This window comes from Nonomuraea sp. ATR24 (genome assembly GCF_041950485.1).
Lineage (GTDB): Bacteria > Actinomycetota > Actinomycetes > Streptosporangiales > Streptosporangiaceae > Nonomuraea > Nonomuraea ceibae.
The window spans coordinates 61,866-78,187 of the sequence record NZ_JBGNUU010000021.1 but is presented as its reverse complement, the minus strand read 5'-3'; the positions used below and the strand labels follow the sequence as shown (position 1 = coordinate 78,187).

14 protein-coding genes are annotated in these 16,322 nt (G+C 73.6%); 5 read left to right on the top strand and 9 right to left on the bottom strand.

The genetic code is table 11. The features are described 5' to 3' along the window. Nucleotides 1-192: 192 nt before the first annotated feature. On the bottom strand, nt 193-1,797 hold the full coding sequence (locus tag ACBI99_RS36635; protein ID WP_375074562.1) for an ABC-F family ATP-binding cassette domain-containing protein: 1,605 nt from the start codon (nt 1,795-1,797) through the stop codon (nt 193-195). A 321-nt stretch (nt 1,798-2,118) separates the two neighbouring features. Here ACBI99_RS36635 and ACBI99_RS36630 point away from each other — a divergent pair, with 321 nt between their 5' ends. After that, nucleotides 2,119-5,130: an alpha-mannosidase gene (locus ACBI99_RS36630; protein ID WP_375074561.1), complete on the top strand. Its 3,012-nt coding sequence runs from the start codon at nt 2,119-2,121 to the stop codon at nt 5,128-5,130. Here ACBI99_RS36630 and ACBI99_RS36625 read toward each other — a convergent pair whose 3' ends face one another. Continuing rightward, nucleotides 5,131-5,712, bottom strand: coding sequence for a TetR/AcrR family transcriptional regulator (locus tag ACBI99_RS36625; RefSeq protein WP_219514773.1), 582 nt, complete (start codon nt 5,710-5,712; stop codon nt 5,131-5,133). It lies immediately after the preceding gene. 100 nt (nt 5,713-5,812) lie between these two features. Here ACBI99_RS36625 and ACBI99_RS36620 point away from each other — a divergent pair, with 100 nt between their 5' ends. Then, the gene (locus ACBI99_RS36620; RefSeq protein WP_375074560.1) at nt 5,813-6,979 is read left to right on the top strand and encodes an MFS transporter; all 1,167 of its coding nucleotides are present in this window, start codon (nt 5,813-5,815) and stop codon (nt 6,977-6,979) included. Nucleotides 6,980-7,004: 25 nt separating this feature from the next. Here the strand turns inward: ACBI99_RS36620 and ACBI99_RS36615 are convergent, their stop codons facing one another. Then, the gene (locus ACBI99_RS36615) at nt 7,005-7,841 is read right to left on the bottom strand and encodes an SDR family oxidoreductase (RefSeq protein WP_375074559.1); all 837 of its coding nucleotides are present in this window, start codon (nt 7,839-7,841) and stop codon (nt 7,005-7,007) included. Nucleotides 7,842-8,283: 442 nt separating this feature from the next. On the opposite strand from ACBI99_RS36615, the gene ACBI99_RS36610 reads away from it, so the two are divergent. From ACBI99_RS36610 to ACBI99_RS36600, 3 genes are all read left to right on the top strand, one after another. Beyond that, nucleotides 8,284-9,261: a hypothetical protein gene (locus ACBI99_RS36610; RefSeq protein WP_375074558.1), complete on the top strand. Its 978-nt coding sequence runs from the start codon at nt 8,284-8,286 to the stop codon at nt 9,259-9,261. Between the two features lie 76 nt (nt 9,262-9,337). Beyond that, nucleotides 9,338-9,478 (top strand): hypothetical protein, encoded by a 141-nt coding sequence (locus ACBI99_RS36605; protein WP_219514781.1) that lies wholly within the window; start codon nt 9,338-9,340, stop codon nt 9,476-9,478. Between the two features lie 56 nt (nt 9,479-9,534). Further along, complete coding sequence (locus tag ACBI99_RS36600) at nt 9,535-10,152, top strand: GNAT family N-acetyltransferase (RefSeq protein ID WP_375074557.1); 618 nt, start codon at nt 9,535-9,537, stop codon at nt 10,150-10,152. 12 nt (nt 10,153-10,164) lie between these two features. On the opposite strand, the gene egtD is transcribed toward ACBI99_RS36600, so the two are convergent. From egtD to ACBI99_RS36570, 6 genes are all read right to left on the bottom strand, one after another. Continuing rightward, on the bottom strand, nt 10,165-11,160 hold the full coding sequence (gene egtD, locus ACBI99_RS36595) for an L-histidine N(alpha)-methyltransferase (RefSeq protein WP_375074556.1): 996 nt from the start codon (nt 11,158-11,160) through the stop codon (nt 10,165-10,167). Then, on the bottom strand, nt 11,145-11,900 hold the full coding sequence (gene egtC / locus ACBI99_RS36590) for an ergothioneine biosynthesis protein EgtC (RefSeq protein ID WP_357585850.1): 756 nt from the start codon (nt 11,898-11,900) through the stop codon (nt 11,145-11,147). The genes egtD and egtC overlap by 16 nt, the downstream gene beginning before the upstream one ends. Continuing rightward, the gene (egtB, locus tag ACBI99_RS36585; protein WP_219514797.1) at nt 11,901-13,208 is read right to left on the bottom strand and encodes an ergothioneine biosynthesis protein EgtB; all 1,308 of its coding nucleotides are present in this window, start codon (nt 13,206-13,208) and stop codon (nt 11,901-11,903) included. Continuing rightward, the gene (egtA, locus tag ACBI99_RS36580; protein ID WP_375074555.1) at nt 13,205-14,386 is read right to left on the bottom strand and encodes an ergothioneine biosynthesis glutamate--cysteine ligase EgtA; all 1,182 of its coding nucleotides are present in this window, start codon (nt 14,384-14,386) and stop codon (nt 13,205-13,207) included. Before egtA ends, egtB begins: the two co-directional genes overlap by 4 nt. A gap of 94 nt (nt 14,387-14,480) precedes the next feature. Continuing rightward, nucleotides 14,481-14,891 carry a hypothetical protein gene (locus tag ACBI99_RS36575; protein ID WP_357585844.1) on the bottom strand — a complete coding sequence of 137 codons (411 nt, stop codon included), beginning with the start codon at nt 14,889-14,891 and terminating at the stop codon, nt 14,481-14,483. A 108-nt stretch (nt 14,892-14,999) separates the two neighbouring features. Beyond that, nucleotides 15,000-16,145 carry an amidase domain-containing protein gene (locus ACBI99_RS36570; protein WP_219514810.1) on the bottom strand — a complete coding sequence of 382 codons (1,146 nt, stop codon included), beginning with the start codon at nt 16,143-16,145 and terminating at the stop codon, nt 15,000-15,002. Between the last annotated feature and the right edge of the window lie 177 nt (nt 16,146-16,322).

Sequence of the window (16,322 nt, the reverse complement as noted above, 5' to 3'; positions counted from 1 at the left end):
GCGCCTCTCGTCAGACCTCCTCATGGGAGCGCTCCCACGAGCTTGCCAGTGCCCAGTATGGCACCGGCAAGCGGAATTCGGGGCGCAGATATCGGATATTAAGCATTCCGAAAATAGTCAGGCGTTGTCTGGAATTTCAGTAAACAGAGAAAATAGGAGGTAGTGGGGATATGGAACGGTCCGAGCGAGTCGTCACCCGGTCAGGTCGCGGCGTTGCCGCATGCGGCCCGCCGCGTCGAGCTCGACGACCGTCCCGGCGCCGATCCGCTCCAGGAACGCGACATCGTGGCTGACGACGAGCAGCGCGCCCCTGTAGGCGTCGAGCGCCTCGGCGAGCTGCTCGACGCTGGCGAGGTCGAGGTTGTTCGTCGGCTCGTCCAGGATCAGGAGCTGGGCGGGCGGCTCCGCCAGCAGGAGCCGCGCGAGCGCGACGCGGAACCGCTCGCCGCCCGACAGCGTGCGCACCGGGCGGTCGGCGCTGTCGCCCCGCAGCAGCAGCCGGGCGAGCTGGTTGCGGATCGTGCCCTGCGCCGCCCCGGGGGCGACCGCGCCCACGTTCGCCATCGCGCTCGCCTCGTCGTCGAGCCCGTCGAGCCGCTGCGGCAGGTAGCCGACCAGCTCGGTCAGCAGCCGCCCGTACGGCCTGCCGGGCACGGGCTCCGAGCCCCGGAGAAGCTGCTCGACCAGCGTCGACTTGCCGCTGCCGTTGGCCCCGACGAGCGCCACCCGCTCCGGCCCCTGGATCACCACGGTCAGGTCCCCGTCGTGCAGCTCGGCGATCCGCCGCCCGCGCGGCACGCCAGGATCGGGCAGCACCAGGCTGATGTGCTCCTCGTCGCGCACCCGCGCGTCGGCGGCGTCGGCCGCCGCCTGCGCGGCCTGCACCTTGTCGTCGAGCGTGGAGCGCAACGACCCGGCCGACGCCTGCGCCCGGCTGGCGCGGTTGCCCGCCAGGATGCGCGGGATGCCGCCGTCCTTCTGCGTCTTCTTCGCGGTGCGCTCCCTGCGCGCCAGCTTCGTCTCGGCCTCGATCCGCTGCCGCTTCTCGACCTTGAGCGCCTGCTGGGCCGACCGCGCCGCCTGGACCGCCGCCGCCTGCTCCTGCTCCCGGTGCTCCTTCCAGGCGCTGTACGGACCGCCGAAGGTGTCGAGGGAGCCGGCGTGCAGCTCGGCGGTGTGGTCCATGCGCTCCAGCAGTTCGAGGTCGTGGCTGACCACGACGAGCGTGCCCGGCCACTGGTCGACGAAGCCGGCGAGCTTGGCGCGGGTCGGCCGGTCGAGGTTGTTGGTGGGCTCGTCGAGCAGCGTGATCGGGGTGCGGCGGACGCGCAGCCCGGTGATGGCGATGAGCATCGCCTCCCCGCCGGAGACCTCGGCCACGCGGCGGCCGAGGTCCGCGGCGGTGAACCCGATCTGGTGCAGGGCCTCGTCGGCGCGGGACTCGATGTCCCAGTCGTCGCCGATCGTGTCGAAGTGGCGCTCGTCGACGTCGCCGGACTCGACGGCCCTGATCGCGGCGATGCCCTCGTCGATGCCGAGCAGCTCGGCGATCGTCGTGTCGTGCCGGAGCGTGAGCGTCTGCGGCAGGTAACCGACCTCGCCGGCGGTCTCGACGTGTCCCGAGGTCGGCTTCAGCAGGCCGGCGATCAGGCGCAGCAGCGTCGACTTCCCGGCCCCGTTGCGGCCGATCAGGCCGGTGCGCCCGGCGCCGAACGTGCCGTTGACGCCCGAGAGCGCGACGGCGCCGTCCGGCCACTCGAAGGACAGGTCGCGGAAGGTGATGACAGACTTGGACATGGGTGAAGTGCTCTTCCCGTCAGCTACGGAGGGGATTCGCGCGTTCGCGGGCACGAATCGGGGACCGGAACCGGTGCGAGCGTGCCGGAGAGCCCGGACGCGGCGGGTCGACACCCCACAGGGCGGACACACACTCCCGCGTCGGGAGAAACGGTCATGCACCGGCGCGGGCACCCGCCCTGCGCCGATGGAAGCCACCGGCAGCTCGGTGGCTAGATTCTGTCGACCTCGATCTCCATGACGGCCATGCTAACCCATGCGGTCACCCTGCCCGCCGGGGACCGTACGCGCCGAGCCCCGTCACCCCACCGAGGAGTTCCCATGCATGACGACCGCGCGCTGGTCGAAGCCCGGCTCAAGCGGGTGCTCGACGAGCGCATCCGCCCCGCGGTGTACCCGGAGTCCGTGCCCCTGGACGTGGCCGTGTGGCACGCGCCCGGCGAGCCCGTGAGCGTGGCCGAGGGGCTGGCCGCCGTCCCCGCCCCGATCGCCGCCGGCGACGCCTGGGGCGCGCCGTGGGGCACGAGCTGGTTCACCGTCACCGGCACCGTGCCCGCGGCCTGGCGCGGCCGCATCGTGGAGGCCGTCCTCGACCTGGGCTTCGACGAGAACATGCCCGGCTTCCAGTGCGAGGGGCTCGTCCACCTGCCCGACGGCAGCCCGGTCAAGGGGCTCAACCCGCGCAACCAGTGGGTGCGCGTCGCCGCGCCCGCGCGGGGCGGCGAGAGCGTGCGGCTGCACGTCGAGGCCGCCTCCAACCCGGTCATCCTCGGCCACCCCCTGTTCCGGCCCACCGCGCTCGGCGACCGGGACACCGCCGGGACCGCGCCGCTGTACCGGCTGGGCCGCATGGACCTGGCGGTCTTCGACCGGACCGTGTGGGACCTCGTCCTCGACCTGGAGGTGCTGGGCGAGCTGATGGCGGAGCTGCCGGTGGACGGCGCCCGCCGCTGGGACGTGCTGCGTGCCGTGGACCGCGCCCTGGACCGGATCGACCTCCAGGACGTCAACGCCACGGCCGCCGCCGCCCGCGCCGAGCTGGCCGGGGTGCTCGCCGTGCCGGCCGCGCCGTCCGCGCACCGGATCAGCGCCGTCGGGCACGCCCACATCGACTCGGCCTGGCTGTGGCCGCTGCGCGAGACCGTCCGCAAGGTCGCCCGCACCGCCGCGAACATGACCGCGCTGCTGGCCGACGAGCCCGGCTTCGTCTTCGCCATGTCGCAGGCCCAGCAGTGGGCCTGGATCAAGGAGCACCGGCCGCAGGTGTGGGCCCAGGTCGTCAAGGCGGTGGCCGAGGGGCGGTTCGTCCCAGCAGGCGGCATGTGGGTGGAGTCCGACACGAACATGCCCGGCTCGGAGGCGATGGCCCGGCAGTTCGTCCACGGCAAGCGCTTCTTCATCGACGAGTTCGGCATCGACAACGAGGAGGCCTGGCTGCCCGACACGTTCGGCTTCGCCGCCGGGCTCCCCCAGATCATCAAGGCCGCCGGGGCCAGGCGCCTGCTCACGCAGAAGATCTCGTGGAGCCGGGTCAACAGGTTCCCGCACCACACGTTCCTGTGGGAGGGCATCGACGGCACGCGGATCTTCACGCACTTCCCGCCGGTCGACACCTACAACTGCTCGATGAAGGGCGGCGAGCTGGCCCACGCCGCGCGTAACTTCCGCGAGAAGGGCGCGGCCCGCCACTCCCTGGCGCCCACCGGCTGGGGCGACGGCGGGGGCGGCACCACGCGCGAGATGGTCGGCAAGGCGGCCCGCCTGCGCGACCTGGAGGGCTCCCCCACCGTCACCTGGGAGACCCCGGCCGCGTTCTTCGCCAGGGCCGAGGCCGACTACCCGGACCCGCCCGTGTGGGTGGGCGAGCTCTACCTGGAGCTGCACCGCGCCACGCTGACCAGCCAGGCCGGGACCAAGCAGGGCAACCGGCTGTGCGAGGCGCTGCTGCGCGAGGCCGAGCTGTGGGCGGCCACCGCCGCCGTCCGCACCGGGGCGCCGTACCCGTACGAGCAGCTCGACCGCGTGTGGAAGACGGTGCTGCTGCACCAGTTCCACGACATCCTGCCCGGCTCGTCCATCGCCTGGGTGCACCGCGAGGCGCGCGACACGTACGCGAGGCTGGCGCGCGAGCTGGAGGGGATCGTGCTGGCGGCGCAGCGGGCGCTGGCGGGCGACGCCCCGGCGGGCGGGCGGCTGGTGTTCAACGCGGCCCCGCACGCCCGGCGCGGCGTGCCGGCGGGCGGCGCGGCCCCGGCCGAGCCCGCGCCGGCCGTGACCGTGCGCCCGCGCGACGGCGGCGGGTACGTGCTCGACGACGGGCTGGTCCGGGCCGAGATCGACGGGCGCGGCCTGATCGTCTCCGCCTACGACCACCGCGCCCGCCGCGAGAGCCTGCCGCCCGGCGACGCCGCCGCCCTGCTCCAGCTCCACCAGGACCTGCCCAACAGGTGGGACGCCTGGGACGTGGACGAGTTCTACCGCAACACCGTCACCGACCTGACCTCCGTGGACGACCTCACGGCCGACGGCCGGGCCGTCCGCGTCACCCGGTCCTTCGGCTCCTCCTCCGTCACCCAGACGTACACGCTGGCCGCGGGCCGGATCGAGGTGCGGACCGAGGTGGACTGGCACGAGACGGAGAAGTTCCTCAAGATGGCCTTCCCGCTCGACGTGCGCGCCGACCGCTACGCCGCCGAGACCCAGTACGGCCATGTCCAGCGCCCCACGCACACGAACACGAGCTGGGAGGCGGCCAGGTTCGAGGCGTGCAACCACCGGTTCGTCCACGTGGAGGAGCCCGGCTGGGGAGCGGCGGTGGTGACCGCGTCCACGTACGGGCACGACGTGACCCGGGCGGTGCGCGACGACGGCGGCACGACCACGACGGTGCGGGTGTCGCTGCTGCGCGCGCCGCGCTTCCCCGACCCGGAGACCGACCAGGGGGCGCACGCCTTCGTCCACGCGCTGGTGCCGGGCGCGGCGATCGGCGACGCGGTGCGCGAGGGCTACTTCCTCACGCTGCCCGAGCGCGAGCTGCCCGGCGACGTCCCGGTGGCGCCGCTCGTCACGGCCGGCGACGACGCCGTGGTGGTCACCGCGGTGAAGCTGGCCGACGACGGCAGCGGCGACGTGGTCGTCCGCTTCCACGAGTCGCGCGGCGGCCGGGCGGCGACGACGCTCAGGGCCGGGTTCCCGGTCGGCACGGTGACGGCGACGGACCTGCTGGAGCGGCCGCTGCGCGAGCTGCCGCACGAGTTGCCGCACGAGGACGGGGCCGTCGCGCTGACGCTGCGCCCGTTCGAGCTGGTCACGCTGCGCCTGACCCGCCGCTGATCAGCGGTCGGCGGCGGAGATCGTCCTGATGGCGTAGTCGATGGCCGTGGCGAGGCGCCGGGGGTCGTGCCCGGCGCGTTCGCGCAGGCGCAGCCCGAGCACGGTGGTGAACAGCAGCTCCACGGCGGCCTCGACGTCCAGCGCGGCGGGCAGGTCGCCGTCGTGGACGCCGCGCCGCAGCAGGGACGCCAGGGTCTCGCGGGTGACGTCGAAGGCGGCCTCGGTCTTCTGCCGCACGCCGGGGTCGGTGGTGCCGAGCTCGGCGGCCGTGTTGACGACGAAGCAGCCCCGGCCGGCGTCGTGGCCGACCATCCAGTGGAGCCAGTCGCGCAGGACCTCGACGCTCGCGCCGGGCGCGTTGAGCCGCTCCTCGGCCTGCGTGGACTCGGTGGCCCGGTAGTGGTCGAGCGTGCGCAGGAACAGCGCGCGCTTGTCGGTGAAGGTGCGGTAGAGGCTGCTCTGCTTGAGGTCGAGCTCGGCGCCGAGGTCGCGGACCGACGTGGCGTTGTAGCCGCGACGCCAGAACAGGTCCGTGGCCTTGGCGATCACCTCTTGCTCGTCGAACTCCCTGGGTCGCGCCATGGCCGTCATCCTACCCCGTGTTGTGGAGCGATCGCTCCCGTATTAGGGTCTGCGGTCATATGGGAGCGATCGCTCCCAAATGAGGAGAGGAAGACCCGACATGACCGTGACGCGCACGGCGAGGAGCTGGACCGCGGTGTCCGCGGTGTCCCTCGGCACGTTCCTGCTGGTGACGGCCGAACAACTGCCGATCGGGCTGCTCGCCCCCGTCGGATCGGCGCTGGCGGTGTCCGAGGGCGCGGCGGGCCTGATGGTCACGGTGCCGAGCGTCGTCGCCGCCGTCGCGGCCCCGGTGGTGCCGCTGCTCGTCGGCCGGATGGACCGCAGGCTCCTGCTGGTCGCCCTGATGGGGCTCATGACGGCGGCCAACCTGGCCTCCGCGCTGGCCCCCGGCTACCCGCTCCTGATCGCCTCCCGGGTGCTGGTCGGCGTGGCGATCGGCGGGTTCTGGGCCGTCGCCGGCGGCCTGGCCGTACGGCTCGTGCCCGCGCCGCTCGTGCCCCGGGCCACGGCCGTCATCTTCGGCGGCGTCGCGGCCGCCAACGTCTTCGGCGTCCCCATCGGCACCGTGATCGGCGGGCTGGCGAACTGGCGGATCGCCTTCGGCGCGCTGAGCGCGCTCGCGCTGGTCGTGCTCGTCGCCCTGCTGGCCGTGCTGCCGCCGCTCGCCGCCGCGCGGCCCGTCGGGCTCCGGCGGCTGGCCGGCCAGTTCCGCAACCCGGGCGTCCGCGCCGGCATCCTGGCCACCTTCCTGATCGTGACCGGGCACTTCGCCGCCTACACGTTCGTCACCCCGGTGCTGCGGGACCTGTCGGGCATCGACGCGCGGTTCGTCGGGCCGCTGCTGTTCGCCTTCGGCGTCGCCGGCGTCGTGGGCAACTTCGTCGCCGGGGCCGCCGTGGCCGGGCGGCCGCGCCGGACGATCCTGGCCATCGCCGCCGCCCTGGGGACGACCGTGCTGCTCTACCCGGTGGCCGGGGCCGGCGCGGTGGGCGGGGTGGCGCTGCTCCTCGCCTGGGGCCTGTCCTACGGCGGCGTCTCCACCAGCCTCCAGACGTGGATGATCAAGGCGGCACCGGAGGCGGTCGAGGAGGCCACCGCCCTGTGGGTGGCGGTGTTCAACCTCGCGATCGGGCTCGGCGCGCTGGCGGGCGGCACGATCGTCGACGCGCTGCCGCTCCAGGGCGTCCTCTGGCTCGCCGCCGCCCTCGTCCTGGCCGCGGGGGCGACGATGTGGCGCGCCCGGCCGGGTGAGGCACGGGCCTGAGGCGTTCCCAGGGGGCGCGGCCGGGTCAGGAGTCGCCACCGGGCGCGGGGACGGCGTGCTCGGCGGCGCGGCTGACCTGCTCCCAGGCGCTCCAGGTGTCCATCCGCCGCCGCGAGATGTCGAAGGCCAGGTCGTACACCATGCTGCCGAGCAGCAGCCGCAGCGGCGGGTCGTCGCTGTCGACGAGCTTGAGCAGCGCCTCGGCGGCCAGCCTCGGCTCGCTGTCGATCGAGCCCTCGGCCCACTGCTTCTCCAGCTCGGCGCGGAGCGGGCCGTACTCCGGCTTCGGCGCGGTCGCCGTCATGCTGGTGTAGAGGTCGGTCCAGTAGCCGCCGGGCTGGACGATGCTGACCTTGACCCCGAAGGCCCCCGCCTCCATCGCCAGCGCCTCGCTCATGCCCTCCAGCGCGAACTTGCTCGCGCTGTAGAGGCCGGTGCTGGGGAAGCCGCCCAGGGCGGCGATACTGGAGACCTGCACGATGTGGCCGGACCCCTGGGCGCGCAGGTGCGGCATGACCGCCTGGCAGACCCACATCGCCCCGAAGAGGTTGACGTCGAGCTGGGCCCGCGCCTCGGCCTCGGTGAACTCCTCGACCATGCCCGAGGACATGATCCCGGCGTTGTTGACCACGATGTCGAGCCCGCCGAAGTGCGCGGCGGCCGTGTCCACGGCGGCGAACACGGCATCGCGGTCGGTCACGTCCAGCGGCAGGGCGAGCACCCGGTCGCCGAAGCGGTCGTCGAAGTCCTGCCGGGCGATGGTGCGGGCGGCGGCGGCCACCCGGTCGCCGCGCTCCAGGGCGGCGAGGGCGAATGCGCGGCCGAGGCCGCGGCTGGCTCCGGTGATGAACCAGGTGCGCATGTACGGGACTCCGATCGGTCAGCGACGAGACGGTTCGTCTCGCCTTCGATGTGATGACTGTAAGGGCCATCGGATCCGTCGTCAAGACGAACCGTCTCGTCTTGTCGCGATTCCCGCCTCCCAGGGATTTGACGGCCACGCGGGAGCGGCTGATGATCGACACATGCTTTCGCGCGCGGCGGTCGCCATGTCGGGGTTACTCGTGCTGGCGTGCCTGGGCGGGTGCGGGGAGCAGCCCGGCTCCGGGCGCGTCACCCTCCTGCCCGCCGCCGCGCAGGACGGGGCCGCACAGGATGGGGCCGGGCTCCCCAGCGCGCCGCCCACTCCCCCGACCGGGCCCACGGGCCCCTCGGGCACACCGCACCTCGCGGCGTCCCCTTCCGAAGCGCCCTCGATACGGCCCTCCGGGTCGCCCCCGGTACGGCCCTCCGGGTCGCCGCCGATGTCGTCCCCGATGACGCCGCCGGGCAAGCCGGCCCTCGTGTCGTCGCTGGCCGAGGCGTCGGCGACCGGTGCGGCGCTGCCGGTGACGGGGCCGCCGCGCTTCTTCGTCGCCGCCAACCTGCCGGCCGCCCGCTTCCCGGAGGGGTCCAAGGAGGCGGTCATCACGCCGGTGCCCCCGTCCGTCCACGACGCCGCCACCGGCAGGTTCATCGCGGCGGTGCCGCTCCCGCCGGGGGTCGAGTCGTCGTGGAAGCTGGGGGCTGCGGCGCCCGACAACCGGACGTTCCTGTTCTCCGGCACCAGCCCGGCGGGCACCCGCTTCTTCCGGGTCCGGCTCGGCGACGACGGCCGGCCCGGCGCGCCCGAGCTGGTGCCGGACACCGGGGCGCGCGTGCCCGGGGTCGTGCCAGCGCTGGCGCTGAGCCACGACGGGAGCCGGTTCGCGTTCGCCGACCTGGTGCCCGGCGGGAGCGTCGTGTCCGTCGTGGAGGTCACCACGGGCAGGCGGCGCGACTGGCACTCCGGCGACGCCTTGGTGACCGGCCTGTCGTGGGCGCCGGACGGGCGTAGCCTCGCCGTCGTGTCGTCGCCCCAGGGGCTCGGCGTCCTGGACCTGACCAGCCCGGAGACGGATCTGTTCGCCGCCACCCGGATTCTCAGACCGGCGTCGGGCGTGCCGCCCATGACGTCGGTGGCGTACACCCCCGACGGCGCCGCGCTGGTCTACGCCGTCGGCTACGCGGTCGAGCGCATCCCCGCCGACGGCGGGGTCCCGGCGCTGCTCGCCAAGCCGGAGCCGCCCAAGGGCGCCTCGCTCGCCATGCGGTTCGACGTCGACGGCACCGGCCGCCACCTGCTCTTCACGCACGCCTGGCGGATGCACCGGCTGGACCTGCGCGACGGCACGACCAGCTCGGTCCGCATCGACCGCGGCGACCTCCCGCGCGGCAGCGTGTCGCCGGACGCCGCCTGGTAGCAACCCGGCGACCGCGCTGGGCGCGTACGTCACGGCCAGGCAGGCGGACGGCGAGCTCGTCGCCGCCGAGCCCGCCGTGGTCATCGGGGTGCTCCAGTGCGTGCTGGTGGTGCCGATGTTCGCCGACCGGCTCGGCGACCCCGATCTCCAGACCAGGGTCCTCGACCTGCTCATCGACCTGGTCACCGCGGGCCTCACCCCGCGTCCCGCCGATTGACGGCGTCCCGGCGGCGATGGCATGATCTGCGCCCCTGACCCGGAAAGGGAGACCCCATGCGGCTCGACGTCCCCGTGCTGGCCGGTGACCTCGTACGGCTGGAGCCGCTCGACACGCGGCACGTGGCCGGCCTGGCGGAGGCCGCCGAGGAGGAGCGGTCGTCGTACGGGTTCACGCTGGTGCCGCGGGCGGCGGAGATGGCCGGTTACGTGGCGGCCCAGCTCGGCCGCGCCGGGCTGACCCCGTTCGGGCAGGTACGGGTCGCCGACGGCAGGCCGGTGGGATGCACCGGGCTGTGGGATCCGCGCGGCTGGCCGGACCGGCCCGGGCTGCGCGCGATCGAGATCGGGTTCACCTGGCTGGCCGCCTCGGCGCAGGGCACCGGGATCAACGCCGAGGCCAAGCTGCTGCTGATGACGTACGCCTTCGAGACGCTCGGCGTCGCCCGCGTCGACCTCAAGACCGACGCCCGCAACGCCCGCTGCCGCCGGGCCCTCGAACGGCTCGGCATCCCGTTCGAGGGCGTGCTGCGCTCCTGGTCGGTGTCGTGGGCGCCGGGCGAGGAGGGCAGGTTGCGCGACTCGGCGATGTTCGCCGCGACCGCCGAGGACTGGCCCGGCGTCAAGGCGGCCCTGCGCGCCCACCTCACCGCGACCCGCCCGCCCCGGCCGTGAGCTGACCTGCCCTCAGCCTGCCGGACGCGCGGCCTCCGGGGAGGGGACGGCGAGGCAGAGGGCGAAGTCGCCGGGCAGGTCCGTCCACCAGCGGACCGGGTCGAACCCGGCCAGGCGCAGCTCCTCGCGCACCTCGCCGCGGCGGAACTTGTCCGAGATCTCGGTGTCGATCTCCTCCCCGGCGGCGAAGCGCACCTCCAGGTCGAGGTCGCGGATGAGGACCTGCTGGTCGGTGCTGGCGCGCAGCCGCCTGCGGACGCACTCGGCGTCCGGGTCCCACAGGGAGACGTGCTCGTACAGGTCGGGAACGAAGTCGGCGTCCAGCTCCCGGTTGATGACGTGCAGCAGGTTGCGGTTGAACTCGGCGCTGAGGCCGAGAGCGTCGTCGTAGGCGGCGTCCAGCCGGTCGGGGTCCATCACCAGGTCCAGTCCGAGCAGCAGGGCGTCGCCGGGGCGCATGGCGGTGCGCAGGCGGGAGTAGAAGGACAGCCGTTCGACGGGCGACATGTTGCCGGCGGTCGAGCCGAGGAAGGCGACGAGCCGCCGGCCCTCGTCCGGCAGGACGCCCAGGTCGCCCTCGAAGTCGGCGACGATGGCCCGTACCGAGAGGCCGGGGTAGTCGGCGCCGATCCGGCGGGCGGCGTCGGCGAGGAAGTCGCCGCTGACGTCGACCGGGACGTAGCTGCGCAGGTGCCCGGCGTCGCCGAGCGCGTCGAGGAGCAGCCGGGTCTTCTCCCCTGATCCGGCGCCGAGCTCGATCAGGGTGTCGGCGCCGGTGAGCGCGGCCAGCTCGGCGGCCCTGGCGGTCAGGATGGAGCGTTCGGCGCGGGTGAGGTGATACTCGCCCAGCCGGGTGATCTGCTCGAACAGTTCGCTGCCGCGCTCGTCGTACCCCCATTTGGGCGGCACGCTCCTGACGGGCCCGGTGAGCCCGTCGCGGACGTCGCGGCGCAGCGACTCGACGAGGTCGCGGGCGGTCAGGTGGCGCTCGATCACAGGTTGAGGCATGAGGTCTCCTGAAGTGGTCGGACGGTGACTCCGGCGCTGCCGGCGGTGACGAGCGATCCGTCGGGGATCTCCGTCCAGCCGGGGCCGTCGTCGTACGGTTCGGACGCGATGAGCACGGCCTGGCCGGTCCGGCGCAGGTAGAGGCCGTCGCCGCAGGCGGTGGCCGCCAGCCGGACGCCGTCCGTGGCGAGCAGGTTGTAGCGGCCGGGCGCGAGGCCGCGGGCGTAGGCGGTGACGGCGGCGAGGGCGTCGTCGAGCGGCCGTCCCTGCCGCCACAGCCGGACGGCCAGGCCGAACAGGGGCGCGGAGTCGACCGGCGCGCGGGCGTCGGGCGCCTGGCGTCCGGCCTCGCGGCACAGCCGTTCCTCCACGGCGGCGTAGCCGGTGACGGCGCCGGTGTGGCTGAACAGCCAGCGGTCGCTGGTGAAGGGCTGGGCGCAGGACTCGTCGACGGGGAAGCCGGGGGTGGCGTCGCGGACGGCGGCCACGACGCAGGTGGAGGACACGACCTGGGCCACGTCGGTGAAGGAGGCGTCGGCCCACATCGGCATGGCGCGGCGGTAGCGGACCGGGTTGTCGCGGCCGGGGTGGTACCAGCCCACGCCGAACCCGTCGGCGTTCACCCGGCCGTGGCGTTGCCTGCGCGGAGCGTACGACTGGGTGAGCAGGGAGTGCGGCGGCGCGTACAGCAGCTCGTGCAGCCCGATGGGCGGCCCGAGGTAGGCGAGGTGGCGGCACATTCAGCCGGCGTCCCTCGCGCAGCGGAACCCGCAGAAGATCTGCCTGCGGATCGGGTAGTCCCAGTTGCGGAACGTGCCGCGCGCCACCGTGGGGTGGGTGGCCCAGGAGCCGCCGCGCAGCACCTTGTACTCAGCGCCGAAGAACACCTGGGAGTACTCCTTGTACGGGAACACGCGGAAGCCGGGGTAGCCGGTGAAGTCGGTGGACGTCCACTCCCACACGTCGCCGATCATCTGGCGGCAGCCGTGGGCGGACGCGCCCGCGGGGTAGGAGCCGGCCGGGGCCGGGCCGAGCCGCCGCTGCCCCAGGTTGGCGTGGTGGTCGCCGGGTTCGCCGTCGCCCCAGGGGAAGCGGCGGGAGGCGCCGGTGGCGGGGTCGTGGCGGGCGGCCTTCTCCCATTCGGCCTCGGTGGGCAGCCGTTTGCCCGCCCAGCGGGCGTAGGCGTCGGCCTCGTACCAGCAGACGTGCTGGACCGGCTCGTCGGGCGGCAGCGGCTCGATCCGGCCGAAGCGGCGGCGCACCCACTGGCCGCCGGTCCGCTGCCAGAACGCCGGGGCGCGTTTGCCGGTCCTGGCGAGCCGGCTCCGGCCCTTCTCGTGCCACCAGCGGGGCTGCTCGTAGCCTCCCGCGTCGATGAAGGCCAGATATTCGGCGTTGGTCACGGGATGGGCGTCGATCCAGTACGGGGGCAGGTCCACCTGGTGGGCGGGCCGTTCGTTGTCGTAGGCCCAGGGGTCGTCGGTGGTGCCCATCTCGAACGGGCCGCCGGGCACGAGCACCTCCGGCGCCTCGGGGGCGAGGAAGGGGGCGGCCTGGCCGGGGACCTCCAGCACGGGGGCGCCCTGGCGGAGCTGGTGGGTGGCGAGCATGGTCTCGTCGTGCTGGTGCTCGTGCTGGATGACCATCCCGTACGCGAATCCGCCGGTCAGCAGCGGGCTGTCGGGGGTCAGGCGGACGCGTTCGAGCGAGCCGAGCACGCGCGAGCGCACCTCGTCGAGGTAGGTCCTGGCCTCGGCCGGGGGCAGCAGCGGCAGCGTCACCCGGTCGGCGCGCGGGTGTTCGAACGCGTCGTACAGGTGGTCGAGGTCGGGCCGCAGCGGGTCGTCGGCGGCGGCGGCGCGCACCAGCCACTGCTCCTCGTAGTTGCCGATGTGGGCGAGGTCCCACACCAGCGGCGACATCAGCGGGGAGTGCTGGGCCACCAGCTCCGGCGACTCCAGGACGTCCACGGTCAGCCCCAGGCTGCGCCGCCGGGCCGACGTCAGTTCGACGGCGACGCGTTCCTTGATCCGGTCTTCCTCGGTCACGTGCGCACCTCGCTGATGAGATCGTCGGCCGGGCACCGGCCGGGTTCGACGTATCGTTCGATGTAGCGGTCGACCAGCGACGCCAGCGCGGGCTCGGCGTGCCGCAGCGCGTCGCGGGCGGCGGTGAAGGAGCCGAGCGCGGCGGCGGCGAGCGCCCGGTCGGCCAGCCCCTGGCGGGCCGCCTGGGTCCACCGGCCGGGCGGGAGCTGCTCCACGGCCTCGGCGCACCGGTCGGCGGCCACGGGGTCGTCGGCCAGCGTGGCGGCGACGGCGACGGGCACCGGCCACCACGGCTCCGGGAGCGCGTCGATCATCCGCAGCTCCAGCCAGCCGCGCGGCCGGATCGGGGGGAACAGCGTGCTCAGGTGGAAGGTCAGGTCGTCCAGGGTGGGGCCGCCGTCGAGCCCGTCGCGCAGCCAGTCGCGGAAGCGCAGCCCGGGGTTCACCTTCCAGGGACCGTCGTTCCTGCGGACGGCCATGACGCGGCCGTCGAGCGCGTAGCGCGCCCACGCGGTCCACGGGTCGCCGCCGCCGGAGGCGACCGGGGTGACCCGCGAGGGGTCGAGCGCCTGCCAGATGGCCTGCCGGGTGGAGCGCCAGCCCGTCAGCCGTCCCCGCCACAGCGGGGAGTTGGCGAACGCGGCCAGCAGCACGGGGCCCAGCCGGTGCAGCAGCCGCCAGCGCGCCCGCGCCTGCTCCTCGTCGTGGCCGATGTCCAGGCACACCTGGAGGGAGGCGGTGGAGCACATCATGGCGCGCCCGGCCGGTCCGAAGCTGTCGAAGTACGACTCCATGGCGACGTAGCGCTGGTCGGTGAGCTGCCGCCGGGCGACGGGACGCGGGTCCAGGGCGCAGCCGTCGCGGGTCAGCCCCGCGTCGGCCAGGTGGCGGTCGAGGTGGCGCAGGTCGGCGGCGAGCGCGTGGTGCGCGGCGGCGGGGCCGGGCCTGGCGGGGGTGCTCAGTTCGAGCTGGCCCCCGGGTTCGTAGGTGACGAGGCTGCCTTCGGGCAGCGGGTGGGCCGCCTCGACGGCGGCCGCCAGGCGGCGCAGCGGGACGCGGGTCCCGGCCGCGCCGAGGTCGTGGATCAGCCATTCGGCCTCGACTCCGACCAGTCCGGGCGGGCCGGTCTTGAAGCAGATGCCGCGGACGTGTTCGTGTACGGCGTTCTCGTCGAGCATCGGCACTCCCTTCCATCACTGCAGGCGGCACGGGTCGCTCTGGGATGCTCCCTTCCCGCTGCTTGGGTTCCTTTCACCCAGCAGTCAGGAAATGTCAGGAATATCGCGATGTGTCGGATGTGGGGCGGCTCGACGGGGCCTGTCCCAGCACGACGCACCAGGACTCCTCGCATCGGGTGACCGTCAGCCGCTCCCGGTACGCCCCCCGGGCGCCGCGCCCGGCCAGGCGGGCGTTGACGACGTCGGGGCTGATGTCGTCGGCGAGGTCGGCCGACGTGAGACGGATCTCCTGGCCGCCGTGCGCGGCGAGCCGCCGGGCGATGTCGCCGCGCGCGTCGTTGCCCGGCGGCGCCAGCCGCGCCAGCGCCGCGGAGTCGGCGGCGTTGAGCCCGGCGATGTACGCGTCGACCGCGGCCCTCGGCGTGGACGCGCCGTGCCCGGCGCCCGCCGCGCATCCGGCGGCCAGAATCGCCAGCGCGACAATGGCGCCACGACGGGATGCCATTCGGGACCCACCTCCTGATTCCGGCATTGATCGGCGATATTCTTCCATGTTCAGGAGATTCTTCTCCGGGGCGAGCATAATTCTGGAAATGGGTCCCGGGAGCGGCGATCAGGTGCGGTGCGCGTAGTACCAGGCGTCGGGGTTGGCGGCCAGGAAGCTGCTCAGCGGTTTGTTGTGCGTGTTGTTGGAGTGATAGGTCAGATAGAGCTCGCCGTCGCTCGACCGGTCGGTCACGAACAGCGAGTGGCTGATGTTGTCGTCACGGTCGAAGTCGACCTGGAGGACGTCCGTGGTCAGCATGTCCCAGACATTGCCCAGGTACGTGGTCCTGGCCGACTCATGCTGGGCGAACCAGTACCAGTTCTCGGCGGCCGGCCAGGTGTAGCTGGTGGTCCAGGTGTAGTCGCCGTAGAACCAGTTGGCGTTGTCGGAGCGGCTGTCGGGCCAGGAGCCGACCTCGGTCCAGCCTCCGGCGGTGACGATCTGGGAGATGAAGTTGGTGCAGTCGCCGCCGACCCCGCCGTAGGTGCGGTAGTCAGGGTTGTAGGTGTCCCAGTAGGTGTTGGCGTAGTTCAGCATGGCCGTGTAATCCCAGGCCAGGGCCGCCTCGGTGGACCGGGCGAGCTTGTCCGGGGCCACGGCGGCGCCCTTGCGGGGCCGGTCGACGGACGACGGCTCGCGGCCGGCGGGCGCGGTGGCCTTCGGGGAGGTCTTCGGCGCGCGTGCCGCCTGCGGCTGGGTGTCGGGGGCGAGCTCGCCCGCCGCCAGCTCGGGCCGGGCGTCGCGCATCACCCACTGGGCGCCCTGCCGCTCGAACACGAACCGGTGGTTCAGCGCGTACTCCTCGAACGCGGGGGCGTCGGCGAGGGGGCGGGCGAAGTACAGCTTGGTGCGCTCGGCCACCCGCAGCTCGACGGTCTCGCCGTCCCGTGTGGTGGCGACCTCGGCGACCTGGACGTCCGCCTGCTTGTGCCCGCCGTTGGCCTCGCGCAGCAGCCGCCTGCGCTCGTCGATCGCGGCGGCCTCCCGCGTCAGCCGGTCGGCGAGCGCGCCGGTCGAGGGCACCGAGGTGAGGGTGCGGGCGGGGGCGTCGCTGACCAGCCGCGTCGCGCGGTCCTGCAGATATTGGCGGGCGATCTCCGCGAACTGCGGCTCCTCGGCGGAGGAGGCCCCGGCGGGCGCCGCCGCCATGGTGAGCGCCGTCGCCGAGGCGGCGACGAAAGCCTTGACGCTGCGTAATAATGTGATGCGCATGTGTGCCTTTCTGTCGACGTACGGCATTCCCCGATCGGGAGAGCGCCTGGTTCGATTTCGGGGAACACGAGGAAGATCACATCTCGCACCGACAATGGAACACTTCGCATAATGGCGAGTCAAGCGTTCAGTCAGGTTAATCGCTTCACCGAATTCCGATATGCAGAGTTTTTTCGG

Coding starts and splice junctions, on each gene's coding strand:
- ACBI99_RS36610 (WP_375074558.1), top strand. CDS start 8,284: ATGTCGTCCCCGATGACGCCGCCGGGCAAGCCGGCCCTCGTGTCGTCG.
- ACBI99_RS36635 (WP_375074562.1), bottom strand. CDS start 1,797: ATGTCCAAGTCTGTCATCACCTTCCGCGACCTGTCCTTCGAGTGGCCG.
- ACBI99_RS36600 (WP_375074557.1), top strand. CDS start 9,535: ATGCGGCTCGACGTCCCCGTGCTGGCCGGTGACCTCGTACGGCTGGAG.
- ACBI99_RS36625 (WP_219514773.1), bottom strand. CDS start 5,712: ATGGCGCGACCCAGGGAGTTCGACGAGCAAGAGGTGATCGCCAAGGCC.
- ACBI99_RS36570 (WP_219514810.1), bottom strand. CDS start 16,145: ATGCGCATCACATTATTACGCAGCGTCAAGGCTTTCGTCGCCGCCTCG.
- ACBI99_RS36620 (WP_375074560.1), top strand. CDS start 5,813: ATGACCGTGACGCGCACGGCGAGGAGCTGGACCGCGGTGTCCGCGGTG.
- egtA (WP_375074555.1), bottom strand. CDS start 14,386: ATGCTCGACGAGAACGCCGTACACGAACACGTCCGCGGCATCTGCTTC.
- ACBI99_RS36615 (WP_375074559.1), bottom strand. CDS start 7,841: ATGCGCACCTGGTTCATCACCGGAGCCAGCCGCGGCCTCGGCCGCGCA.
- ACBI99_RS36575 (WP_357585844.1), bottom strand. CDS start 14,891: ATGGCATCCCGTCGTGGCGCCATTGTCGCGCTGGCGATTCTGGCCGCC.
- egtC (WP_357585850.1), bottom strand. CDS start 11,900: ATGTGCCGCCACCTCGCCTACCTCGGGCCGCCCATCGGGCTGCACGAG.
- ACBI99_RS36630 (WP_375074561.1), top strand. CDS start 2,119: ATGCATGACGACCGCGCGCTGGTCGAAGCCCGGCTCAAGCGGGTGCTC.
- egtD (WP_375074556.1), bottom strand. CDS start 11,160: ATGCCTCAACCTGTGATCGAGCGCCACCTGACCGCCCGCGACCTCGTC.